20 protein-coding genes are annotated in these 23,794 nt (G+C 68.2%); 10 read left to right on the forward strand and 10 right to left on the reverse strand.

The features are described 5' to 3' along the window. Positions 1 to 8 precede the first annotated feature (8 nt). Genes OHA18_RS15045 through OHA18_RS15070 form a run of 6 tightly spaced genes read right to left on the reverse strand, consistent with a single transcriptional unit; the run spans position 9 to position 8,256 of the window. A complete protein-coding gene (locus tag OHA18_RS15045) occupies positions 9 to 1,166 on the reverse strand; it encodes an acyl-CoA dehydrogenase family protein (protein WP_329004694.1) in 1,158 nt (385 codons plus the stop codon). After that, positions 1,163 to 3,097, reverse strand: a complete 1,935-nt coding sequence (locus OHA18_RS15050; protein ID WP_329004695.1) for an ATP-binding protein — start codon at positions 3,095 to 3,097, stop codon at positions 1,163 to 1,165. The genes OHA18_RS15045 and OHA18_RS15050 overlap by 4 nt, the downstream gene beginning before the upstream one ends. A gap of 5 nt (positions 3,098 to 3,102) precedes the next feature. After that, positions 3,103 to 4,656, reverse strand: a complete 1,554-nt coding sequence (locus OHA18_RS15055) for an acyl-CoA carboxylase subunit beta (protein WP_329004696.1) — start codon at positions 4,654 to 4,656, stop codon at positions 3,103 to 3,105. Next, entirely contained in the window at positions 4,653 to 5,765 is a 1,113-nt protein-coding gene (locus OHA18_RS15060; protein ID WP_329004697.1) for an acyl-CoA dehydrogenase family protein, read from the reverse strand. The genes OHA18_RS15055 and OHA18_RS15060 overlap by 4 nt, the downstream gene beginning before the upstream one ends. Further along, positions 5,762 to 7,471 (reverse strand): acyclic terpene utilization AtuA family protein, encoded by a 1,710-nt coding sequence (locus tag OHA18_RS15065; RefSeq protein WP_329004698.1) that lies wholly within the window; start codon positions 7,469 to 7,471, stop codon positions 5,762 to 5,764. Before OHA18_RS15065 ends, OHA18_RS15060 begins: the two co-directional genes overlap by 4 nt. Continuing rightward, a complete protein-coding gene (locus OHA18_RS15070; protein ID WP_329004699.1) occupies positions 7,468 to 8,256 on the reverse strand; it encodes a TIGR03084 family metal-binding protein in 789 nt (262 codons plus the stop codon). Before OHA18_RS15070 ends, OHA18_RS15065 begins: the two co-directional genes overlap by 4 nt. A 263-nt stretch (positions 8,257 to 8,519) precedes the next feature. On the opposite strand from OHA18_RS15070, the gene OHA18_RS15075 reads away from it, so the two are divergent. Next, positions 8,520 to 9,263, forward strand: a complete 744-nt coding sequence (locus OHA18_RS15075; protein WP_329004700.1) for a GntR family transcriptional regulator — start codon at positions 8,520 to 8,522, stop codon at positions 9,261 to 9,263. A gap of 53 nt (positions 9,264 to 9,316) precedes the next feature. Next, positions 9,317 to 9,952 (forward strand): hypothetical protein, encoded by a 636-nt coding sequence (locus OHA18_RS15080; protein WP_329004701.1) that lies wholly within the window; start codon positions 9,317 to 9,319, stop codon positions 9,950 to 9,952. Here the strand turns inward: OHA18_RS15080 and OHA18_RS15085 are convergent. Continuing rightward, the gene (locus tag OHA18_RS15085; RefSeq protein WP_329004702.1) at positions 9,938 to 11,209 is read right to left on the reverse strand and encodes an NAD(P)/FAD-dependent oxidoreductase; all 1,272 of its coding nucleotides are present in this window, start codon (positions 11,207 to 11,209) and stop codon (positions 9,938 to 9,940) included. The two genes, OHA18_RS15080 and OHA18_RS15085, sit on opposite strands and share 15 nt — an antisense overlap. A 65-nt stretch (positions 11,210 to 11,274) precedes the next feature. Then, positions 11,275 to 11,757 carry an Lrp/AsnC family transcriptional regulator gene (locus OHA18_RS15090; protein WP_130445555.1) on the reverse strand — a complete coding sequence of 161 codons (483 nt, stop codon included), beginning with the start codon at positions 11,755 to 11,757 and terminating at the stop codon, positions 11,275 to 11,277. A gap of 145 nt (positions 11,758 to 11,902) precedes the next feature. Here OHA18_RS15090 and OHA18_RS15095 point away from each other — a divergent pair, with 145 nt between their 5' ends. The 6 genes from OHA18_RS15095 to OHA18_RS15120 all read left to right on the forward strand — a co-directional run bounded on the left by OHA18_RS15095 (position 11,903) and on the right by OHA18_RS15120 (position 17,980). Beyond that, the gene (locus tag OHA18_RS15095; protein WP_329004703.1) at positions 11,903 to 13,093 is read left to right on the forward strand and encodes a polyamine ABC transporter substrate-binding protein; all 1,191 of its coding nucleotides are present in this window, start codon (positions 11,903 to 11,905) and stop codon (positions 13,091 to 13,093) included. A 1-nt stretch (position 13,094) separates the two neighbouring features. Next, a complete protein-coding gene (locus OHA18_RS15100; RefSeq protein WP_329004704.1) occupies positions 13,095 to 14,225 on the forward strand; it encodes an ABC transporter ATP-binding protein in 1,131 nt (376 codons plus the stop codon). Further along, the gene (locus OHA18_RS15105; RefSeq protein ID WP_329004705.1) at positions 14,222 to 15,124 is read left to right on the forward strand and encodes an ABC transporter permease; all 903 of its coding nucleotides are present in this window, start codon (positions 14,222 to 14,224) and stop codon (positions 15,122 to 15,124) included. Before OHA18_RS15100 ends, OHA18_RS15105 begins: the two co-directional genes overlap by 4 nt. Then, positions 15,121 to 15,921 carry an ABC transporter permease gene (locus OHA18_RS15110; RefSeq protein WP_329004706.1) on the forward strand — a complete coding sequence of 267 codons (801 nt, stop codon included), beginning with the start codon at positions 15,121 to 15,123 and terminating at the stop codon, positions 15,919 to 15,921. The genes OHA18_RS15105 and OHA18_RS15110 overlap by 4 nt, the downstream gene beginning before the upstream one ends. Beyond that, positions 15,918 to 17,285: an NAD(P)/FAD-dependent oxidoreductase gene (locus tag OHA18_RS15115; protein WP_329004707.1), complete on the forward strand. Its 1,368-nt coding sequence runs from the start codon at positions 15,918 to 15,920 to the stop codon at positions 17,283 to 17,285. The genes OHA18_RS15110 and OHA18_RS15115 overlap by 4 nt, the downstream gene beginning before the upstream one ends. 125 nt (positions 17,286 to 17,410) lie before the next feature. Further along, positions 17,411 to 17,980 carry a TIGR03086 family metal-binding protein gene (locus OHA18_RS15120; protein WP_329004708.1) on the forward strand — a complete coding sequence of 190 codons (570 nt, stop codon included), beginning with the start codon at positions 17,411 to 17,413 and terminating at the stop codon, positions 17,978 to 17,980. 146 nt (positions 17,981 to 18,126) lie between these two features. Here the strand turns inward: OHA18_RS15120 and OHA18_RS15125 are convergent, their stop codons facing one another. Beyond that, positions 18,127 to 19,506 (reverse strand): aspartate aminotransferase family protein, encoded by a 1,380-nt coding sequence (locus OHA18_RS15125; RefSeq protein WP_329004709.1) that lies wholly within the window; start codon positions 19,504 to 19,506, stop codon positions 18,127 to 18,129. A 164-nt stretch (positions 19,507 to 19,670) separates the two neighbouring features. Here OHA18_RS15125 and OHA18_RS15130 point away from each other — a divergent pair, with 164 nt between their 5' ends. Together OHA18_RS15130 and OHA18_RS15135 are read left to right on the forward strand one after the other, a co-directional pair. After that, entirely contained in the window at positions 19,671 to 21,275 is a 1,605-nt protein-coding gene (locus OHA18_RS15130) for an amidohydrolase (protein ID WP_329004710.1), read from the forward strand. A gap of 8 nt (positions 21,276 to 21,283) precedes the next feature. Further along, a complete protein-coding gene (locus OHA18_RS15135) occupies positions 21,284 to 22,711 on the forward strand; it encodes a gamma-aminobutyraldehyde dehydrogenase (protein ID WP_329004711.1) in 1,428 nt (475 codons plus the stop codon). 1 nt (position 22,712) lies between these two features. Here the strand turns inward: OHA18_RS15135 and OHA18_RS15140 are convergent, their stop codons facing one another. Then, positions 22,713 to 23,792, reverse strand: coding sequence for a glycoside hydrolase family 172 protein (locus OHA18_RS15140; RefSeq protein ID WP_329004712.1), 1,080 nt, complete (start codon positions 23,790 to 23,792; stop codon positions 22,713 to 22,715). Between the last annotated feature and the right edge of the window lie 2 nt (positions 23,793 to 23,794).

The following is a 23,794-nucleotide window of genomic DNA, read 5'->3' on the forward strand; positions in this document are numbered from 1 at the left end:
CCCACTCCTTAGTACGACTTGGGCAGTCCGAGGCTGTGCTGTGCTACGAAATTCAGGATCATCTCCCGGCTGACCGGTGCGATCCGGGTCGCGCGGGCGGCCGCGACGAGCGACGCGACGCCGTACTCCTTGGTCATGCCGTTGCCGCCGAGCGACTGGACGGCCTGGTCGGTGGCCCGTACGGCGACCTCACCGGCGGCGTACTTCGCCATGTTCGCGGCCTCGCCGGCGCCCATGTCGTCGCCCGCGTCGTACAGCGCCGCGGCCTTCTGCATCATCAGGCGGGCCAGCTCGAGCTCGATCTTGATCTGCGCGAGCGGATGCGCGAGACCCTGGTGAGCGCCGATCGGGGCCTTCCAGACCTGGCGTTCCTTGACGTACGCCGTGGCCTTGTCGAGCGCGTGCCGCGCGATCCCGATCGCGAACGCCGATGCCATGATCCGCTCCGGGTTGAGGCCCGCGAACAGCTGCATCAGCGCGGCGTCCTCGGAACCGACGAGCGCCTCGCGCGGGAGCTGTACGGCGTCCAGGAACAGCGTGAACTGCTTGTCCGGGCTGATCAGGTCCATCTCGATCTGCTGGAACTCCACGCCCGGCGCGTCGATCGGCACGATGAACAGTGCCGGCTTCAGCTTGCCGGTGCGAGCGTCTTCGGTCCGGCCGACGACCAGGACCGCCTTCGCCACGTCGAGTCCGGAGATGAACACCTTGCGCCCGGTCAGCGACCAGCCGTCGTCGGTCCGGCGGGCGGTCGTGGTGATCTGGTGCGAGTTCGATCCGGCGTCGGGCTCGGTGATCGCGAACGCCATGATCGTCGTACCGTCGGCCAGGCCGGGCAGCCACTGCTGCTTCTGGTCGTCGGTGCCGAAGCGGGAGATCACGGTGCCGCAGATCGACGGCGACACGACCATCATCAGCAGCCCGCAGCCGGCCGCGCCGAGCTCCTCGAGCACGATCGACAGGTCGGCCATGCCGCCGCCTCCACCGCCGTACTGCTCCGGGAGGTTGACGCCGAGATACCCGAGCTTGCCGGCCTCCAGCCACAGCTCGGTCGTGTGCCCGCCGGATCGTGCCTGCTGGTTGAACCACTCGTAGCCGTACTTCTTCCCCAGCTCCCCGACGACCTTGCGCAGTTCCTGGCGTTCTTCGGACTCGACGAAGCTCATGCTTCCTCCCCAACCACGGCCAGTACGGCGCCGACCTCGATCTGTTGTCCCGCTTCCACCTTGAGTTCACCGACGACCCCGTCGACCGGGGCGGCGATGGTGTGCTCCATCTTCATCGCCTCCAGCCAGAGCAGGGGTTGTCCTTGTTTCACTGTGTCACCGACCTGCACGCCGACCCGGATCACCGTCCCCGGCATTGGCGCCACCAACGACCCGGCTGCCACTTGCTGGGCCGGATCCGTGAACCGCTCCACCGGTGTGAGGCTCACGCTTCCCAGCGACGAGTCCACACAAACCAGTCCGTCGTACGCCGCTACGTCGAACACCCGCCGTACGCCGTCAACCTCCAGCATCACCCGCTCCGGACCGGACTCGATGATCCGTACGTTGCCATCAGCAACCAGCCCGGCGCGCGTCAGTTGGTACTCCACCTCATGGACAACTGCGCCGGCGCGGTAGCTCTTGCGCTGCGGTTGGGAGGGCAGATTCCGCCAGCCGCTCGCCACCCGGACCGGGGCTCGCGTCTGCCGCGCGGCTGCATCCACCAACGCGGCCGCCAGCGCCGACACCCGCACCACCGCGTCGTCCACCGGCTCCCCGACGCCGTGCTTCTCGAAGAACGCCGTGTCGGTCTCACCCGCAAGAAACGCCGGATGCCGCAGGATCCACACCAACAGATCCCGGTTCGTCCCCACCCCGTGAACCGTCGCCCGCTCCAACTCCGCCGCCAGCCGCCGGGCCACGGTGGTCCGATCCGAGCCGACGGAGATCACCTTGGCCAGCATCGCGTCGTAGTACGGCGAAACCTCGGACCCGTCCTCGACCCCGGAATCCGTGCGCAACGACGGCGGGATCTCGAACCGCCTCAACACACCGGTCTGCGGCTGCCAGTCGTTCAGCGGATCCTCGGCGTACAGCCGGACCTCGATTGCGTGACCCACCGTCGGAGGCGGCTCCGCCGGGAGCCGTGCGCCGGACGCGACCGCGAACTGCAGCTCCACGAGATCCAGTCCCGTCGTCTCCTCCGTGACCGGGTGCTCGACCTGCAAGCGGGTGTTCATCTCGAGGAAGTAGAAGTTCCCGTTCTCGTCCGCGAGGAACTCGACCGTGCCGGCACCGACGTACCCGATCGCCGCGGCCGCCTTCCGCGCAGCCTCGAAGAGCGCAGCGCGCATCGACGGGATCCGCTCGACCAGCGGTGACGGCGCCTCCTCGACGACCTTCTGATGGCGGCGCTGGATCGAGCACTCACGCTCACCGACCGCCCAGATCGTCCCGTGCTCGTCAGCCATGATCTGTACTTCGATGTGCCGCCCGCTCGCGAGGTACCGCTCGCAGAACACCGTCCCGTCCCCGAACGCCGACAACGCCTCCGCCGACGCCGCGTCGATCTCGCCCGCCAGGTCCTCGAGTCGCGACACCACCCGCATCCCGCGCCCGCCACCACCGGCCGACGCCTTCACCAGCACCGGCAGATCGTCCGCGGACACTTCGGCCGGCGTCAGCTCCGCCAGCACCGGCACCCCGGCGGCCGACATCAGCTTCTTCGCCTCGATCTTCGACCCCATCGACGAGATCGCGTCCACAGGCGGACCGATCCAGGTGAGCCCCGCGTCGATCACCGCCTGCGCGAACCCGGCGTTCTCGGACAGGAACCCATAGCCCGGATGTACGGCGTCAGCGCCGGCGCGCACCGCCGCTTCAACGATCAGGTCGCTGCGCAGGTAGGTCTCGCCCGGTGTGTTGCCGGGCAGGTGCACAGCCGCGTCCGACTCGGCGAGGTGCGGCGATCCCGCGTCGGCGGTGGAGTAGACCGCCACCCTCGAGATGCCGAGGGTGCGGGCGGTGCGGAAGATCCGGCGCGCGATCTCGCCCCGGTTGGCGACGAGCACGGAGGTGATCACGCGCGGCTCCCGATCAGACGTGGTCATCGGCATCACATCCTGAAGACGCCGAAGGACGAGGTGCCTTCGACCGGGGCGGAGTGGATCGCGGACAGGCAGATGCCGAGGACCGTTCGGGTGTCGCGGGGGTCGATCACGCCGTCGTCGTACAACCGGCCGGAGAGGAACATCGGCAGTGATTCCGCCTCGATCTGGCCTTCGACGTACGCACGCATCTGGGCGTCGGCCTTCTCGTCGTACGGCTGGCCCTTCGCCTCCGCGGCCGCGCGCGCGACGATCGAGAGGACGCCGGCGAGCTGCTGCGGTCCCATCACCGCCGACTTCGCCGACGGCCACGCGAACAGGAACCGTGGATCGAACGCCCGTCCACACATCCCGTAGTGGCCGGCGCCGTACGACGCGCCCATCAGGATCGAGAGGTGCGGCACCTTCGAGTTGGAGACCGCGTTGATCATCTGCGCGCCGTGCTTGATGATCCCGCCCTGCTCGTACTCCTGCCCGACCATGTAGCCGGTGGTGTTGTGCAGGAAGATCAGCGGCGTGTTCGCGCGGTTGGCCAGCTGGATGAACTGCGCCGCCTTCTGCGACTCCTCGCTGAACAGGACGCCGCGCGCGTTCGCCAGGATGCCGACCGGGTACCCGTGCACCGTCGCCCAGCCGGTCGCCAGCGACGATCCGTACAGCGGCTTGAACTCGTCGAACACCGATCCGTCCACGACCCGGGCGATCACGTCCCGCGGATCGAACGGGATCTTCAGGTCACCCGGCACGATGTCCAGCAGGTCATCGGAGTCGAGCAGAGGTTCGTCGTACGACGGCTTGGGCGCCGGACCCTGCTTGCGCCAGTTCAACCGGGACACGATCTGCCGCCCGAGCCGGATCGCGTCCTGCTCGTCCACCGCGAAGTAGTCGGCCAGGCCGGATCGGCGAGCATGCATGGACGCGCCGCCGAGCGACTCGTCGTCCGCGTCCTCACCGGTCGCCATCTTCACCAACGGCGGACCGGCCAGGAACACCTTCGCCCCGCCGTCAACCATCACCACGTAGTCGCTCATGCCGGGGATGTAGGCGCCGCCCGCGGTCGAGTTGCCGAACACCAGCGCGATCGTCGGGATCCCCTCGGCCGACAACCGGGTCAGGTTGCGGAACATCGCGCCGCCGGGGATGAAAATCTCCTTCTGCGTGGGCAGATCCGCACCGCCGGACTCGACCAGGCTGATCACCGGCAGCCTGTTGGCCCGCGCGATCTCGTCCGACCGCAGGGCCTTCTTCAACGTCCACGGATTGCTCGCGCCGCCCTTGACGGTCGGATCGTTCGCAGTGATCAGGCACTCGACACCCTCGACCACCCCGATCCCGGTCACCAGGCTCGCGCCGACGGTGAAGTCCGAACCCCAGCCGGCCAGCGGCGACAGCTCCAGGAAGTACGAGTCCGGGTCGAGCAGCAACTCGATCCGCTCCCGGGCCAGCAGCTTGCCACGCTTGTGGTGACGGTCGACGTACTTCGGCCCGCCGCCGGCCAGCGCCTTGGCGTGCTCGTCGTCGAGAGCGGCGAGCTTCTCCAGCATCACCTCGCGATTACTCATGCAGTGAACCCCAGTCGTTTCGCGGCCAGGCCGGTCAGGATCTCGGTGGTGCCGCCGCCGATGGCGAGAATCTTCTGGTCGCGGTACTGGCGCTCCACCTCGGCCTCTCGCATGTACCCGAGGCCGCCGTGCAGCTGGAGCGCCTGGTCGCAGACCCACTGCCCCGCCTCGACCGCGGTGTTCTTCGCGAAGCAGGTCTCGGCGATCACGTCCTCGCCGGCATCAGCACGCCGCGCCACCTCACGCACATAGACCCGCGCCACCGAGATCCGTCGCGCCATCTCGGTCAACGTGTGCTGCACCGTCTGCCGGGAAATCAACGGCCTGCCGAACGTCTCGCGCTGACGACACCACGCAACGGTCAAGTCCAGCGCCCGCTGCGCACCGGCGTACGCCTGCACAGCCAAGGTCAGTCGCTCGGCCACGAAATTCACAGCCAGCTGGACGAAGCCGGATCCCTGGGACCCCACCAGATTCGCGGTGGGCACGCGAACATCCGTGAACGACAGCTCGGCGGTGTCCGAGCACAGCCACCCCATCTTCTCCAGCTTCCGCGACACCTCGAACCCGTGCTCGATCACCAGCAGGCTGATCCCGTGCGCACCAGGACCGTCGGTGCGGACCGCTGTCGTCACGAAATCAGCACGACAGCCCGAGGTGATGAAGGTCTTCGCACCGTTCACCACGAACACGTCACCCTCACGCCGCGCCGTCGTACGGATCGACGCGACATCCGACCCACCACCAGGCTCGGTGATCGCCAGCGCGCCGATCAGCTGCCCGTCCAGCGTTGGCCGCACCCACCGCTCGATCTGCTCCTGGTTGCCCGCAGCAACGATATGCGGCAGGGCGATTCCACCGGTCAGCAACGAGGCGACGAGTCCGCCCGAGCCACCCGCGTAGTGCATCTCCTCGACGACATCGATGGCGTCCAGCAACGACCCGCCGCCGCCACCGACCGCCTCCGGGAAACCAACGCCCAGCAATCCCAGTGCGCCGGCCTTCTTGTGCAGGTCCCGCGGCAGTTCGCCGTCGCGCTCCCACTGGTCGAGCTGGGGCAGGACCTCGGCGTCCATGAAGCGGCGGACGGACGCGCGGAAGTCGTTCACAGCAGGACCTCCGGTACGTCGACGTACCGGGAGCGCAGCCACTCGCCGACCGCCTTCGCCTGCGGATCGAACCGCGCCTGCGCCGCGACACCTTCGCCCAGCAGCCCCTCGACGACGAAGTTCACCGCCCACAGGTTGGGGAGGAGATAGCGGTTGACGACCAGCGGCTGTGTCTCGGGCAGCAGCTCCTGGAACAGGTCGACCGTGAGCGTGTGCGCGAGCCAGCGCCACGCCTTCTCGTCCCGCGCCCACACGCCGACATTCGCATCACCGCCCTTGTCACCCGATCGCGCGCCGACGACCCGGCCCAGTGGGACCTCGCGGGTCCGCGGCGGTCCGCTCGACAGCTGCAGCAACGGCATCGGCGCCTCGATGTCGTCCACGGGCGCCAGCGGCTGGGTCTCCGCGGCCGGCTCGATCACCGTCCGGGTGCCGTCCGGCAGTACGACGACGTGCTCCACCTCGTGGATGTCGACGTACCCGGCCCGGAACACGCCGTACGGCGAACCGTCGCCGGGCGGCGCGGTGACGTGGAAGCCCGGGTAGCTCGCGAGCGCCAGCTCGACCGCCGCGCTGCTGAACGCGCGGCCGACGACCTTCGGATCCGGGTCCTTCACCGCGCACCGGAGGAAGACGCTCGCCTCCTCCTCGGACTCGGCGTTCGGCTTCTCGGTCCAGGCCAGCGACCACTTCAGCTCGGCCGGACGCTTCGGCAGCGCCTGCTCGAGCTGCGCCTGCACCAGCTCGGCCTTCTGCTCCAGCTGCAGCCCGGTGAGCACGAAGTCGACCTCGTTGCGGAATCCGCCGACGCTGTTCAGCGAGACCTTGTACGTCGGTGGCGGCGGCTCACCGTGGACGCCGGAGATGCGGACGCGGTCCGGGCCGTCGGCGGAGAGCTCGATTGTGTCGAGGCGGGTCGTGACGTCTGGACCGGCGTACCGGGCGCCGGTGATCTCGTACAGCAGCTGCGCCTTGACCGTGTCGATGGTGACCGCGCCGCCGGTGTTGTCGTGCTTGGTGATCACGCTGCTGCCGTCGGCGTGGACCTCCGCGATCGGGAACCCCGGGCGGTCGAGGTCGCGGATCTCGGTGAAGAACGCGTAGTTCCCACCGGTCGCCTGGCAGCCGCACTCGATCACATGCCCCGCGACCACGGCGCCGGCGAGTTCGTCGTACTGCGTCCGCTTCCAGCCGTGGTGCGCCGCGGCCGGTCCGACGATCACGGACGCGTCGGTGACGCGGCCGGTCACCACCACGTCCGCTCCCGCTTGCAACGCCTCCGCGATCCCCCAAGCACCCAGGTAGGCGTTGGCCGTCAGCGGTTGCCCCAGTCCCAGCTCGTCGGTCCTGGGCAGCAGATCATCGCCCTCGACGAAGGCGATCTTGGGATGCAGACCGAGCTTGCCGGCGAGCTCCGTGATGGCCCGCGCGAGCCCCGACGGGTTGAGACCGCCCGCGTTGCTGACGATCTTCACGCCACGATCAAGCGCTTCCCCGAGCCCGGTCTCCAGCTGCTTCAGGAAGGTCCGCGCATACCCGAGGCCCGGGTCCTTCATCCGGTCGCGCCCGAGGATCAGCATCGTCAACTCAGCCAGGTAGTCCCCGGTCAGCACATCCAGCGGCCCGCCGGTGAGCATCTCCTGCACGGCACTGAACCGGTCTCCGTAGAACCCGGACGCGTTCCCGATCCGGATCGGCTCGGTCATCCGAACTGTCCTGGCCGGCGACCCTTTCCGGGGAGCCCGGCGAAGGCCTGGATGATCCCGAGCCATTCCTCGGCATCGGCGCCCTCGGCCTCTACTGCGAGGTCGTCGCGGTGGCGCCTCTGGGTAGCCAGCAGGCAGAAGTCGACGGCCGGCGCGCTGACCCGCTGAGCGGCATCCTCCGGACCCCAGGACCAGGCGTCACCGTCCGGGCCGGTCAGTTCGACGCGGAACTGCTCGGCCGGTGGAGTGCGGTCGTTGAGCAGGTACGCGAAGTCCCGCGTCCGGACCGCGAGGTGCGCGACATGACGCAGGCGGTTGCTCGGCACGCGTCGTACGCCGAGCGCGTCGAAGACGTCCTGCCCGTGCGCCCAGGTCTCCATCAGCCGCGCGGTCGCCATCGAGGTCGGGCTCATCGGCGGGCCGTACCAGAGCACCTTCTCGCCGGCCGGCACCTTCTTCAGCGCCTCGGCGACCTCCGCGCGAGTCTCCCGCCAGTACGGCAGGAGCTGCTCCGGCGGCAGCGCGGCGATCTCGGCTGCCCCGTCGTCGACGTACGTCGTGGGGCTGGCGGCGGCCGTCTGCAGCGATGCCTTGAACCCCTCGGGATCGGTCGCGGCCAACTGCGTCGCCTCGTCCGTCCAGGCCAGGTGCGCGATCTGGTGCGCGATCGTCCAGCCCTCGGCCGGCGTCGGCGTCGACCACTCGCCGGCGGCCAGCCCACCCACCAACCGATCCAGCTCGGCACTCTCGGCCCACAGATCAGCCAGCACTTCATCCAGTTGCACGCCGCACTCCCTCGCCAGAGGTTCGTGCCCCCGAGCGTCCCACGCCCCCGAAAAAGAATCAAGCGTGCTTGTTTTTGCGGCGGTGGTCCCCCACGCAGGCAGAAGTGCCCATTTGACTCCGCAAACGAGGCGTTTTCGGGACTTATGCCTGCCTGTGGATCCACGCCCGCACTCCCCGATCCGGGATGGACTGGTCTACCCGGTCGCTTCAACCCTGGTGGAAAGGGTTTCGAAGAGGTCTAGTCAGGTGTTAGGCAAGACCAATGCATGGTTCGCTGCCGGGGAAGGCCGCTGAGATCCGGGCGTTGTTGCTGAGTCTGATCGACACGTTGCCGGAGGGTGCCGCCCTGCCTCCCGAGCGTGAGTTGGCGGCCCGGTGGAACGTGGCGCGGATGACGCTGCGGCGGGCTGTGGACGAGTTGGTGATCGAGGAGCTGCTGGTACGGCGGCACGGCAGCGGCACGTACACGACTCGCCCGAAGGTCGCGCGCTGGCTCGGGATGATCGGGTTCTCGGAGGACATCAGGCGGCGCGGGATGCGGCCCGGAAGCACGATGCTCGAGTTCCGGCGCCAGAAGGCCGAGCGGGCCGCGGCGCGGCGGCTGCGGATCCCGGTGGGCGATCCGATCATCGCGTTCACCCGGCTGCGGCTCGCGGACGATCACCCGATGGTGGTCGAGCGCACCACGCTGCCCGCGGCGTACGTACCGGGTCTGCTGGCCGAGGACCTCAACGGCTCCCTCTACGACCTGCTCACCAGCCGGTACGGCATCGACGTCGTCAGCGGTACGTCGCGACTCGAGCCGGTCATGCCCGACGCGAAGACGGCCGGCTGGCTGGACATCCCGACCACGCAGCCGTGTCTCGCGCTGCACGGCATCAGCTTCGACAGCCGCGACCGAGTCTTCGAGTACACGTCCGCCGTCTACCGCGGCGACCGCTACGCCTTCACCACCGAACTCCGCACCACCACCCCGAGCCCGCGCGCCAACGCCAAGGGTCTCTGACGCGTCACGGTGATTACTTGACCCGTCGAGGGATCACTAGGGTGGTGCAGGTCATGGATCTGAAGAGCCCGATCAGCACAGTTGTCCCGTCCTTGGACGGGCCGGTGTTGCTGGTCCTGGCCCGGGCCGAGGAAGGTCTGTCCGGGCGCCAGATCCACAAGCTGGCCGGATCGGGCAGTGTCGCGGGTGTGCGACTCGTCCTGCAGCGGCTGGCGGCGACCGGGCTCGTGCACGTCGACGACCTCGGCAATTCGTTGCTCTATCGCCTCAATCGCAAACACCTCGTCGCGCAGATCGTCGAGCAGCTCGCCGACCTCCGCAGTACGTTGGTCAGCCGGCTGGCCGACGAGATCAGCGGCTGGCGGATCCCGCCGGTCCACGCCAGCGTGTACGGCGCGATCGCGCGCGGCGACGGTGATCTGGACAGCGACGTCGACCTGCTGCTGATCCGCCCCGACCAGCACGAGTTCGTCGACGTGCTGTGGGAGGAGCAGGTCGGCCGGCTGATGCAGACCGTCGTCGACCTCACCGGCAACCCGGCTCACGTCTTCGAGCTCAGCCGCACCGAGCTCTCGGGCCACCTCGACACCGAGGACCCGATCCTCAACGACTGGATCCGGCCGAGCATCGAGCTCACCGGCGTCCCTCTGATGGAAGCCGGCCGGTTGCCTGTCTCAGCCGCCAAGTAGCGGAGCCATCAGCCGCGCTATCAGGCTGTTCCGCCGCGTCACCCGCTCCTCGAGATCCGCGAGCGTCATCGCCCGCAACCCCGCGTTGATCCCGAGCCATCGCAGCGGTTCCGGTTCCCACGTCCGCGACCGATGCCCGACCCACGGCAGCCGCGTCAACGCGGTGTCCCGCTCGAGGATCAGGTCCCGCAACGTCCGCCCCGCGAGGTTCGTCGTACTCACGCCGTCCCCGACGTACCCACCCGCCCAGGCCACGCCGCGCTCCAGCCCGGCGGATGCGCACCAGTCCCGTGGAACGCCCAACGGCCCGCCCCACGCATGCGTGAACTCCGGCGAGATGTCGAACAGCTCCCGCAACGCCTTCTGCAACCCTTTGAACACCCGCGGTACGTCGTCGAACCCGGGCTTGATCCGCGACCGGAAGTGGTACGGCGCCCCCCGCCCGCCGAAGGCCAATCGCCCGTCCGCCGTCCGCTGCCCGTAGATGATCAGATGCCGGTGATCGCTGAACGTCGGCCGATCCACCAACCCGATCCGGTCCCAGACCTCATCGCTCAACGGCTCCGTGGCCACCATCAACGAGTACACCGGCGCAACGGCCCGCGACAGACCGTCCAGCCCCGGCGTGAATCCCTCGGTCGCCCGCACCACGAAGTCCGCGCGCACCAGGCCGTACGGCGTCACCGCCCGCCCGCGGACGATCCGGGTCACCGGCGTCCGCTCGTGGATCGTCACGCCGAGCCGCTCGACCACCGCGGCCAGCCCACGGACCAGCTTGCCCGGATGGATCGCCGCGCAGTGCGGCGTGAACGTTGCCCCCAGCACCTTTGTCGCCCGTACTTTCGAAGCGACCTCGTCCGGCCCCAGGAAGTGCAGGTCTCCCGGCCCCCAGTCGGCCGCCGCGTCCACCTCGGCGCGCGCCCGCGCGAGCTGCGCCCGGGTCCGCGCCAGCACGACGGTCCCGCCCTTGTGGTAGTCGCAGTCGATTCCCTCGGCCGCGCTCACCAGGCCGACCTCGTTCACGCTTGCCTGCATCGCCCGGTGCAGCTCGATCGCCGCCTCCCGGGTCGATCCCGGCAGCGCGGCCAGCCGTCGCGACGACACCGGGAACAGCGCCGAGCACCAGCCGCCGTTCCGCCCCGACGCCCCGAAGCCGGCGGTCTCCGCCTCGAGTACGACGATGCGCAGCGCCGGATCCGCCTTCGCCAGATAGTAGGCCGTCCACAGTCCGGTGTACCCGGCGCCGACGATCACCACGTCGGCGTCCCGGTTGCCCGGCAGCCTCGGTCGCTCCGGGAGCGGGTCAGGAGCGGACCAGAGGTTCAGCGCACACCCCAGGAGTAGGTCTGCTTCACCAGCTTCAGGTAGACGAACGTCTCGGTCGCCTTCACGCCCTCGATCTGCCGGACCCGCTCGGACAGCACCTGCAGCAGGTGCTCGTCGCTTTCGCACAGCACCTCGGCGAGGATGTCGAACGAGCCGGCCGTGACCACGACGTACTCGACCTCGTCCATCTTGGCGAGCTCGTCGGCGATCGGTTCCAAGGCGCCCTCGGCCTTGATCCCGATCATCGCCTGCCGGTCGAACCCGAGCTCGAGCGGGTCGGTGACCGCGACCACCTGCATGACACCGGCCTCGGTGAGTCGCTGCACCCGTTGCCGGACGGCCGCCTCGGACAGGCCGACGGCCTTGCCGATCGCGGCGTACGAACGCCGGCCGTCGAGCTGCAACTGCTCGATGATCGCCTTCGAGGTGTCATCCAGCAGGGTCTGGTTCTTGTCGGGGTTCCCCGTTCGCACTGCCACCTCCGGATCTTTTCACCGGTCCGGGGCGTCAGCAAGTCACGGGAGCGGATTTCGTTGCGAAATGACCGTTTAGCTTCGGAATCCCTTGTCCTGATCGCTCAGGTTTGACAGTATCGCCCGCGACAGACGGTTCCTAGGGGGTCCGATGAGTCCTCGTCACCAGCGCGTCGTGGGGCGCCGCGCGGTCCTGAAGGGGATGTCGCTGTCCGCGCTCGGCGTTGGAGGGGTGCTGGCGGGCTGCGGGATCCCGCCGGCCGGTCAGAGCGCGGACAAGTGCATCAGCACAGATATGTCGTCATCGCAGAAGACGCTGAACTTCTCCAACTGGCCGAGCTACATGGACGAGTCCGACGAGAAGGTGAACGGCAAGACGGTGCTGCCGACCCTGGAGGAGTTCCAGAAGCAGAGCGGCATCCAGGTCACCTACACGGCCGACGTCAACGACAACGCCGAGTTCTACGCCAAGGTGCGCGACCAGCTCGGTACCTGCCAGTCCTGCGGCCGGGACATCTTCGTGCTGACCGACTGGATGGCGGCCCGGATGGTCGGGCTGGGCTGGATCCAGAAGCTCGATCACAGCAAGATCCCGAACGTCGACAAGCAGTTGCTGAAGCAGCTCAAGGCACCGGCCTGGGACCCGAACCGCGACTACAGCGTGCCGTGGCAGAGCGGCCTGACCGGGATCGCGTACAACGCCAAGGTCACCAAGGAGGTCGGCAGCTTCACCGACCTGCTGACCCGCGGCGATCTGAAGGGCCGGGTCACGCTGCTCTCGGAGATGCCCGACACGATGTCGTTCATGCTCAAGCTGGTCGGCGCCGACCCGGGCAAGTTCACCGACGCCGACTGGAGCAAGGCGCTGGACAAGCTCCAGGAGTACGTCGGTTCCGGGCAGGTCCGCCGCTTCACCGGCAACGACTACGTGCAGGACCTGAACGCCGGCAACATCGCCGCCTGCGAGGCCTGGTCCGGCGACGTGATCGCGATGCAGGCCGACAACCCGGACATCAAGTTCGTGGTGCCCGAAGAGGGCCTGATGCTGTGGTCGGACAACATGCTGGTGCCCAACAAGGCGACTCACAAGACGAACGCCGAAGCCTTGATGAACTATTACTACGAGCCCGAGGTCGCCGCGACGCTGGCCGACTGGGTCAACTACATCTGCCCGGTCACGGGGGCCAAGAAGGCGATGGAGACGATCGACCCCGACGTGGTCGACGACCCGCTGATCTTCCCGGACGAGGCCACGCTGGCGAAGACGGCGTCGTTCATGCCGCTGGACACAGCCAAGGCAGCCCTCTACGAAACCGACTTCAATCTCGCGATCGGGGGCTGACATGACCAGCGACCTAGTGCTCACCGGCATCAGCAAACAGTTCGCCGGGCACCTGGCGGTCGACGACCTCGACCTCACAGTGCCTTCCGGTGCGTTCTTCGCTCTCCTCGGCCCGTCCGGCTGCGGCAAGACCACCACACTGCGGATGATCGCGGGCCTCGAGGAGCCGACCACCGGCAGCATCCGGCTCGGTGACCAGGAGATCGGCGGACTGCGCCCGTACAAACGTCCGGTCAACACGGTCTTCCAGAACTACGCGCTGTTCCCGCACCTCGACATCTTCGAGAACGTCGCGTTCGGGCTGAAGCGACGCGGGGTCAAGGACTTCAAGCCGAAGGTGAACGAGATGCTCGAACTGGTCGAGCTCGGTGCCTACGGCAAGCGGCGGCCGTCGCAGCTGTCCGGTGGTCAGCAGCAGCGGGTCGCGCTGGCCCGCGCGCTGATCAACCAGCCGCAGGTGTTGCTGCTGGACGAGCCGCTCGGCGCGCTGGACCTGAAGCTGCGGCGGCAGATGCAGCTGGAGCTGAAACGGATCCAGACCGAGGTCGGCATCACGTTCGTGCACGTCACCCACGATCAGGAAGAGGCCATGACGATGGCCGACACCATCGCGGTGATGAACGCCGGAGTGATCGAGCAGATGGGTTCGCCGGCCGAGCTGTACGACCTACCCGCGACGACGTTCGTGGCGAACTTCCTCGGCCAGTCGAACCTGATCCGGGCGACGATCATCGGCCAGGCCGACCAGAACGTGACTGTCGACGTCCACGGCCGCAAGGTGACCGTGCCGCTGCCGCGGTGCCGGGTCACCGAGGGCGACGTCTGGATGGGGATCCGGCCGGAGAAGGTGTTCATCGCGACCGCCGGCACGGAGCAGAGCAACGGGTCGAACCAGTTGCGCGGCGCGGTCGTGACGGATGTGAGTTACGTCGGTGTCAGTACGCAGTACCTGGTCAAGCTGCCGTGGGACCAGGAGCTGACGATCTTCGAGCAGAACACCGGCGCGCGGGGCACGTTCGCGGTCGGTGAGACCGTCGACCTGCACTGGTTGCCGGCGCACACGTTCGTGCTCGACGCCGAACAGGACGCCCGGGCCGGTGTCGAGGACATCGACGACGGCGGTGCCGGATGAGCGCGGTCGGCCAGCTCGGGGCAGCCTCCGCCGCGCCGCCCGCGAAGGTCGAGCGGTCCGGCCGGCGGTTCACCGGGTACCTGTTGCTGCTGCCCGGCGGGTTGTGGCTGCTGCTGTTCTTCGTCGTACCCCTGGTTTCGTTGCTGGCGGCAAGCTTGTACGACCCGAACGGGTCGATCGAGTCCGGGTTCAAGATGACCTGGCACTTCCAGAACTTCGTCGACACGATGGCCGACTACGCCCGGCCCTTCGGCCGGTCGCTGTGGTACTCGTTGCTGACCACGGTGTTCTGCCTGCTGCTCGGGTATCCGCTCGCGTATGCGATCGCGATGAAGGCCGGCCGATGGAAGAACCTGATGCTCGCGCTGGTGATCGCGCCGTTCTTCACCAGCTTCCTGATCCGGACGCTGTCGTGGAAGCTGCTGCTGTCGGACAACGGTTTCGTCGTCGACGCGCTGAAGTGGCTGCACATCCTCGGACCGGACGGACGGTTGCTGGCGACAACGACCGCGGTGGTGACCGGGCTCACCTACAACTTCCTGCCGTTCATGGTGCTGCCGCTGTACGCGAGCCTGGAGCGGATCGATCCGCGGTTGATCGAGGCGGGCGGTGATCTGTTCGCCAACCCGTTCACGACGTTCCGGACCGTGACGTTGCCGCTGTCGATGCCGGGCGTGGTGGCGGGCACGCTGCTGACCTTCATCCCGGCGGCGGGTGACTACATCAACGCACAGCTCCTGGGTACGCCGAAGCAGCGGATGATCGGGAACGACATCCAGCGGCTGTTCTCCGCCGGCGCGTATCCGACCGCGGCCGCGTTGTCGGTGACGCTGATGGCGGCCATCGTCGTACTCGTGCTGGTCTACGTACGGCGTGCCGGGACGGAGGAACTCCTATGATCCGCGCGGGCCGCTGGGTGCGGCAGCGGTTGGTCATGGCGGTCGCGCTGCTGGTTCTGCTGTACCTTTTCGCGCCGATCGTCGTCGTGATGCTGATGTCGTTCAACCAGCCGAAGAGCAAGCTGTCGTACACGTTCGACGGATTCACCTGGCAGAACTGGCAGCATCCGTGCCGTCCGTTCGGGCTGTGCGACGCGGTCAGTACGTCGCTGCGGATCGGGCTGCTGGCGACGGTGATCGCGACCGCGCTGGGGACGTTGATGGCGTTCGCGATGGCGCGGCACCGTTTCCGCGGGCGGGCCGCCGCGAACCTGTTCATCTTCCTGCCGATGGCGTCGCCGGAGATCGTCCTCGGGTCCTCGCTGCTCGCGCTCTTCGTCTCGAGCGGCTTCGGCGGGCAGCTCGGGTTCTGGACGGTGCTGATCGCGCACGTGATGTTCTGCCTGTCGTTCGTGGTGGTGACCGTGAAGGCGCGGCTGACGGGGATGGACTCACGGCTGGAACAGGCGGCGATGGACCTGTACGCCAACGAATGGCAGACGTTCTGGCGGATCACGTTCCCGCTGGTGTTCCCGGGCATCCTCGCGGCCGCGTTGCTGAGTTTCTCGTTGTCCTTCGACGACTTCATCATCACGAACCTCAACGCGGGCACGACAGTGACGTTCCCGATGTTCGTGTGGGGGTCGGCGCAACGCGACATCCCGCCACAGATCAACGTCATCGGTACGGCGATGTTCCTGCTGGCGCTCATCCTCGTCCTGGGAGGTGAGCTGGCCCGACGCCGGCGTACCCGATGAAACTGGCAGCTCTCGCCGAGGCCGAACCGCGAGTCTTCTGGCTCGACGACAAGTCGGCGCCCGAAGCACTGCCCGCACTGCTCGGTCCGATCACCGCGGACCTGGCCGTGGTCGGCGGTGGCTACACCGGGCTGTGGACGGCGCTGCGGGCGAAGGAGCGGTACCCGTCGCTCGACGTCGTACTGCTGGAAGGGGACGTCTGCGCCACGGCAGCCAGCGGTCGGAACGGCGGCTTCTGCGACGCGAGCCTCACGCACGGGTACGCCAATGGGCTGGCGCGTTGGCCGGACGAGATCGATGAGCTGGAACGCCTCGGGCTCGAGAACCATCGTGCCCTCGGCGACACGATCACCCGGTACGGGATCGACTGCGACTGGCAACTGACCGGGGAACTCACCGTCGCCACCGAACCCCACCACCTCGAGGAGCTCGCAGCCGAGGCCGCCGACCGGCCCGAGGCACGGCTGCTCGACCAGGACGCGGCGCGGGCGGAGATCCATTCCCCCACCTACCTGGGCGCCTTGTACGACCCGACCCGCACCTCCCTGGTCGAGCCCGCTCGCCTGGCCTGGGGGCTGCGACAGGCCTGCATCGACCACGGCGTACGCATCCACGAACACAGCCAGGTCACCCGGATGCACTCGCGATCGTTGCACACGGCAACTGGCTCCGTCCGCGCCGACCGGATCGCGCTGGCGACGAACGCCTTCCCCTCACTCCTCCGCCGGCTGCGGCTCTACACGGTCCCGGTGTACGACCTGGTCCTGGTCACCGAGCCGCTGTCCCCTGCCCAACTGGTGTCGATCGGCTGGCAGGGCCGCCAGGGTGTCGGCGACGCGTCCAACCTCTTCCACTACTACCGCCTCACCCGGGACAACCGCATCCTGTGGGGTGGGTACCTACCGCTGTACTACTTCGGCAGCCGCATCGACCCCTCGCTGGAGCAACGGAACTCCATCCACACGATGCTGGCCCGGCACTTCTTCCACACCTTCCCCCAGCTGGAAGGTCTGCACTTCACCCACCGCTGGGGCGGCGTCATCGACACCAGCACCAGGTTCTGCGCCTTCTACGGCACAGCCCACACCGGCCACACGGCGTACGCCCTCGGCTACACCGGCCTCGGCGTAGCCGCCACCCGCTTCGGCGCCGACGTCATCCTCGACCTCCTGTACGCCGAATCCACGCCCCGGACCCGTCTCCAGATGGTCCGCGACCGCCCCCTCCCCTTCCCGCCCGAACCACTCCGCGCCGCCGGCATCCACCTCACCCGCCGGTCCATGTCCCAAGCCGACAAACACGCCGGCCACCGAAACCTCTGGCTCCGAACCCTCGACAAACTCGGCCTCGGCTTCGACTTCTAGTACTGCGGCCGACCCACGCGCGCGACGCGGCCGCCCCCTTCGTCGCGACGGGCTGCCGATTCCTTTTCTTCGTTCGCGAGGTCTACAGGCCTGTGGACGGAGAACTGCGAGAGAGGATCGTGAAGGTGGAGAGTGAATCCGTGGTGACCCAGCAGTTGCGTCGGGCGTTCGCCAGTACGCGGACTGTGCTGGCCGAGGTGCGGCCGAGCCAGTTGGATGCGGCGACGCCGTGTGTGTCGTGGGATGTCCGGGCTCTGATCAACCATTTCGTCGGGTCGGGTCGGTGGGGAGCCGCCATGGTGCTTGGGACTGAGAGCGCCGACAAGGACTATGCGGCCGGCGACCTCCTCGCCAGCTACGACGACAGCCGCAGGGTCGCGCTGGCCGCCTTCGGATCCGCCGGCGTCCTGGAGAAGACGATCGAACTCCCCTTCGGCAGGTTCTCCGGAACGGACCTGATGAACATGGTCACCAGAGACCAATTCACCCACGGCTGGGACCTCGCCCGAGCCATCGGGCAACCCACCGATCTGGACTCCGACCTGGCCACTGAACTCCTCGCCCAAGCCCACCTCGACATCCTCGACACCGACCGAGGCCCCGAAGGCCGAGCCATCTTCGGCCCCGCCACCAAGCCTTCTCCGCCCGCGTCCCCCGCCGACCAACTAGCCGCCTTCCTCGGCCGCACCTGCTGACCAGTCGCGCGCCTCGTCGCCGAGTCGTGGCGGCTGGCTGCTGACCCTGATCCCGAGTCGTGAGAAGGGGCTGATCTGAGCAGCCAATCTCCACGACTCGGGAAATTAGTTGCCTTTAGCCACGAAACGCGTGCGCGGGGACCTGTCTAGAGCAGGGTTTCGGCTTCCTTCAGGACTGATCTGAGGATGGATTCTATTTCGTCGAAGTGGGGCTGGTCGCAGATCAGGGGTGGGGAGAGTTGGATGACGGGGTCGCCGCGGTCGTCGGCTCGGCAGTAGAGGCCGGCGTCGAAGAGGGCTTTGGAGAGGAAGCCGCGGAGCAGGCGTTCGGATTCCTCGTCGTTGAAGGTTTCCTTGGTGCTCTTGTCCTTGACGAGCTCGATTCCGTAGAAGAAGCCCGCGCCGCGGACGTCGCCGACCATGGGCAGGTCGAGCAGCTTTTCGAGTGTCGCCCGGAAATCCCCCTCCCGGCTCCGGACGTGCTCGTTGATGCCTTCGCGCTCGAAGATGTCCAGGTTGGTCAGCGCGACCGCGGCTGACACGGGATGGCCACCGAAGGTGTAGCCATGGGCGAATGTGGTGTCACCGTGCAGGAACGGCTCGATCAACCGGTCCGTCGCGATCATCGCGCCGAGCGGCGAGTAGCCCGACGTGATGCCCTTCGCGCAGGTGATGATGTCCGGCTGGTATCCGTACCGCTCGGCACCGAACATGTGGCCCAGCCGGCCGAAGGCGCAGATCACCTCGTCGCTGACGAGAAGTACGTCGTACTCGTCGCAGATCTCGCGGACGCGTTCGAAGTACCCCGGTGGCGGCGGGAAGCAACCACCGGCGTTCTGCACCGGTTCCAGGAAGACGGCGGCGACTGTCGACGCGCCTTCGTTCTCGATCGCGACCGCGATCTGGTCGGCGGCCCAGCGGCCGAAGGCCTCCGGGTCGTCGCCGTGGATCGGGGCGCGGTAGATGTTCGTGTTGGGCACCCGGAAGGTGCTCGGCACGAGGGGCTCGAACGGCTCCTTGAGCTCCGGCAGTCCGGTGATCGACAGCGCCCCGTGCGTCGTACCGTGGTACGCGATCGCGCGGCTGATCACCTTGTGCTTGCCCGGTTTGCCGGTGAGCTTGAAGTACTGCTTGGCCAGCTTCCACGCCGACTCGACCGCTTCGCCGCCGCCGCTGGTGAAGAACACCCGGTTCAGATCGCCGGGTGCGTACGACGCGACCCGCTCGGCCAGCTCGATCGACTTGGGATGTGCGTACGACCAGAGCGGGAAGAACGCCAGCTCCGACGCCTGCTTGGCAGCCGCCTCGGCGAGCTCCGTCCGGCCGTGGCCGAGCTGGTTGACGAACAGGCCCGCGAGGCCGTCCAGGTACCGCTTGCCGCGGGCGTCGTAGATGTACGCCCCGTCGCCGCGCACGATCACCGGCACCTCGCCGGTCTGGTAGCTCGACAATCGGGTGAAGTGCATCCACAGGTGGTCGCGCGCCGACTGCTGCAGGTGGGCGAAGTCGGGCGTTTCGGACGGCATAGGGCTTCCCTCGTCTCCAGGCTGGCCGGTGTCCGCCATGGTGCCTGGAAAAGCGCGTCCAGGCAAGTGATTTCGTGCCAGATGACCCGTTAGTCTGTCGATGTCATCGGCCGAGAGTCGATTCCAATGCGGAATCCGTAGTCCCCTAAAGCTGAGGGAGCTTCGTGGACACCCTGTTCGTGAACGGCGCGGTCTTCGACGGGACGGCGTACCGGCCGGGGCTGAGCGTCGGCGTCCTCGACGGCCGGATCGTCGCGGACGGAGAGCGGACGGCCAGGACACAGGTCGTCGACCTCGACGGTGGGCTGCTGCTGCCCGGGTTCGTCGACGCGCACGTTCATCCGGTGCAGGGTGGGCTGGAGCGCGGCCGGTGCGACCTCGCGCCGGCGCACGGCCTTCCGGCGTACCAGGAGACGATCCAGCGGTACGCCGGACAGCACCCGGACCTGCCGTGGATTCTCGGCGGCGGCTGGCATCAACCCGACTTCCCGGGCGGCGCACCGCGCGCGGCCGACCTCGATGCGGTCACCGGCGACCGTCCCGCCTTCCTCGTGAACGCCGACCACCACGGCGCCTGGGTCAACACCGCGGCGCTCGCCCGCGCAGGCGTCGACCGGAGTACGCCGGACCCGCCCGACGGCCGGATCGAACGCGGACCCGACGGCGTACCGACCGGCACCCTGCACGAGGGCGCGATGGATCTCGTCGGCAAGCACGTCCCGCGGACCACCCATGCCGAACTCGTGACGGCGCTCGTAGACGCACAGGCGTACCTGCACTCGCTCGGCATCACCGGCTGGCAGGACGCGATCCTCGGCGACTACGCGAACCTGCCTGACGCGACCGACGCCTATCTCGAGGTCGCCCGCGCGGGTCGCCTCACGGCTCGCGTCAACGGCGCGCTCTGGTGGCGACGCGATCGTGGCGCCGAGCAGATCCCGGACTTGGTCGTACGGCGAAACGCGGCGGACCATCCGCGGTTCCGCGCCGGGACCGTGAAGATCATGCAGGACGGTGTCGCGGAAAACTTCACCGCCGGGATGCTTGAGCCGTACTTCGACGGCTGCGGCTGCCGTACTGCGAACACCGGGCTGTCCTTCGTCGACCCGGTCGAGCTGCCCAACACCATCACCCGACTCGACGCGGAAGGCTTCCAGGTCCACGTGCACGCGATCGGCGACCGCGCCGTCCGCGAAGCGCTCGACGCCTTCGAACAAGCCGCGCAAGAGAACGGCCACACCGACAACCGGCACCACATCGCGCATCTGCAGGTGATCCATCCGACCGACCTCCCGCGCTTCGCGCAGCTGAACGTGACCGCGAACCTGCAGGCGCTGTGGGCGATGTACGACCAGCAGATGGTCGACCTCACCGTGCCGTACCTCGGCCCGGAACGGACCGGTTGGCAGTACCCCTTCGGTGCACTGGCGAGGTCGGGTGCACGTCTCGCCGCGGGATCGGACTGGCCGGTATCGAGCCCGGATCCGCTGGCGGCGATCCACGTCGCGGTCAACCGGCGGGATTCGCAGGACGTCGACCAGTTCCTCCCCGAGCAGGCGCTCGACCTGAGGACTGCTCTCAAGGCGTACACCGCGGGGAGTGCCTGGGTGAACCACGCCGACGACACCGGCCGGATCGAGCTGGGCGCGCTCGCGGACCTCGTGGTCCTCGACCGCGATCCGTTCGCGGGTCCGCCGGACGAGATTGCCGCAGCCCGGGTTCGGGCGACGTACGTCGAGGGCAGATGCGTGTTCGACTCGAGCAGATAGGGACCGCCATGGAGACCATCACCAACATCGTGGACGGCAAGCCGGCCGGTGCGCTCAGCGGCGCGGCGTACGACGTGATCGCGCCGGCGACCGGTACGGCGTACGCGCGGGCGCCGCTGTCGGGGCCAGAGGACGTCGACCAGGCGATGACCGCGGCGGCGCGGGCGTTCGAGAGCTGGCGGGACACGACACCGGCCGAGCGGCAGTTGGCATTGCTGCGGATCGCGGATGCGATGGAGCAGCGGGCGGACGAGTTCGTCGCGGTGGAGAGCCGGAACACAGGCAAGCCGCTGGCGATCACGGTCACCGACGAGATCCCGCCGTGCGTCGACCAGTTGCGGTTCTTCGCCGGCGCCGCGCGGTTGCTCGAAGGGCGGTCGGCGGGTGAGTACCTGGCCGGCCACACGTCCTGGGTACGGCGGGAGCCGATCGGCGTCGTCGGGCAGGTGACGCCCTGGAACTACCCGTTGATGATGGCGGTCTGGAAGATCGCGCCGGCGCTCGCGGCCGGGAACACCGTCGTACTCAAGCCGAGTGACACGACGCCGATGTCGACGGTGCTGCTCGCGGAGGTGGCGCAGGAGTTCCTGCCGCCGGGCGTGCTGAACGTGGTCTGCGGGGATCGCGACACCGGGCGCGCGGTGGTCGATCACGACGTACCGCAGCTGGTCGCGATCACCGGGTCGGTGCGGGCCGGGATGGAGGTCGCGTCGTCGGCGGCGCGGAAGCTGAAGCGGACGCATCTCGAGCTGGGTGGCAAGGCGCCGGTCGTGGTCTTCGATGACGCGGACCTGGAGAAGGCGGCGCAGGCGATCGCGGACGCCGGATACTTCAACGCCGGTCAGGACTGTACGGCGGCGACGCGGGTGCTGGCCGGTCCGCGGATCCATGACGACTTCGTCGACGCGCTGACCGCGCGGGCGAACCGCACGCACACCGGCGCGCCGGACGACCCTCAAGCGGCGTACGGCGCGCTGAACAACGAGGCGCAGCTGCACCGGGTCGACGGATACGTCCGCAACCTGCCCGATCACGCCAGCGTCCGCACCGGCGGTGCGATCGTCGGTGAGCGCGGCTACTTCTACGCGCCCACCGTCGTGGCAGGTCTGCGCCAGGACGACGACGCGATCCAGCAGGAGATCTTCGGCCCCGTCATCACCGTCCAGCGGTTCACCGACGAGGACGAGGCGCTCCGCTGGGCGAACGGCGTCGACTACGGCCTCGCCTCGTCCGTGTTCACCCGCGACCACGCCCGCGCGATGCGGATGAGCCGCCGCCTCGACTTCGGCTGCGTGTGGATCAACACCCACATCCCGATCGTCGCCGAGATGCCGCACGGCGGCTTCAAGCACTCCGGCTACGGCAAGGACCTGTCCATGTACGGCCTCGAGGACTACACCCGCATCAAACACGTCATGTCGAACATCGAGGACTAAATCACCTCGAGGTAGTCCTTACTGGGCAACGCAGGGAAGGGGCGTGCGGTTCGGTCTGGTACCAGTACGAGGTCGACGCCAGGTCGTCCTGGAGTTGGAGGAAGCGGCCGTCGCGGCGCCAGCCGAGTGCCTGGACGGTGACGCGGAGATCCTCGGTGAACCGGATCGGGTCCTGGATGTGCCAGCGGTACAGGCCGAAGCGTTGCTGGTTGTCGAAGAAACCGTCCGGCTCGATCACCTGCGGCATGCCGAGGTACGGCGTGGTGAAGGTCGCGTACTGCCCCGCCGGGTGCTCGAAACCCCACGCGCCGCCGAAGTAGTCCTCGGTGCCGGTGCCGCAGATCGTCGGGTACTCGTCGTCGCCGTCGAGGTAGAACTTGAACTCGCCCTCACCCCACCACCCGCTGTTGTTCGCGCCCCACGCCAGGTACGTCCCGACGTACTGGCCCTGTCCCCGGACGCCGTCGAGCAGCGTGTGCACCTCGCCGTACGGGACCGGGTTGGTGCGCCGGAACTGGGCGTGGAAGTACGCCATGTCGTCCGGTACGTCGGTCCGCACGAAATCGACCTGGTAGAAGAAGTTCGAGACCTCGGTCTCCAGCAGGTTCTCGATCGTGATCCGGGCGCCGCCGCGGAACGGCATCTGCCAGTAGCTGTTGAACCCGCCCTTCGGGTTGACCGCGATCGGCACCGAGCTCACCTGGCAGTGCCGTCCCCAGCCGTTGCAGAAGAAGTCGCCCAGCGGTACTTCGACCGACGGCGTCTCCTCGTCGTCCCAGTACGCCCGCAGTACCAGCGACCGCCACGTCTTCGAGTCGACGGTGATCCAGAGGTGCGTGATCGCACCCGGGCCGTCGATCTGCGCGAGCGTGGTGGTCGACTCCGGGGCGAGGTTGATGCAGGGCTGGATCTTCCAGCCCGGGCCGAGGTCGCGCGCCTGCTCCGACAGGATCCCCTCGGTCGCCCGCGCGCCGCCGGCCTTCGCGCCGTCCGGGTTCTCCGCGCTGATCGAGTAGGACCGCGCGGACGACAGCCGTGCCACGTTGCCGAGATGAACGTCGAGACCGTTGAAATCAGTCATGG

Source organism: Kribbella sp. NBC_00709 (assembly GCF_036226565.1).
In the GTDB taxonomy this organism is placed as follows: domain Bacteria; phylum Actinomycetota; class Actinomycetes; order Propionibacteriales; family Kribbellaceae; genus Kribbella.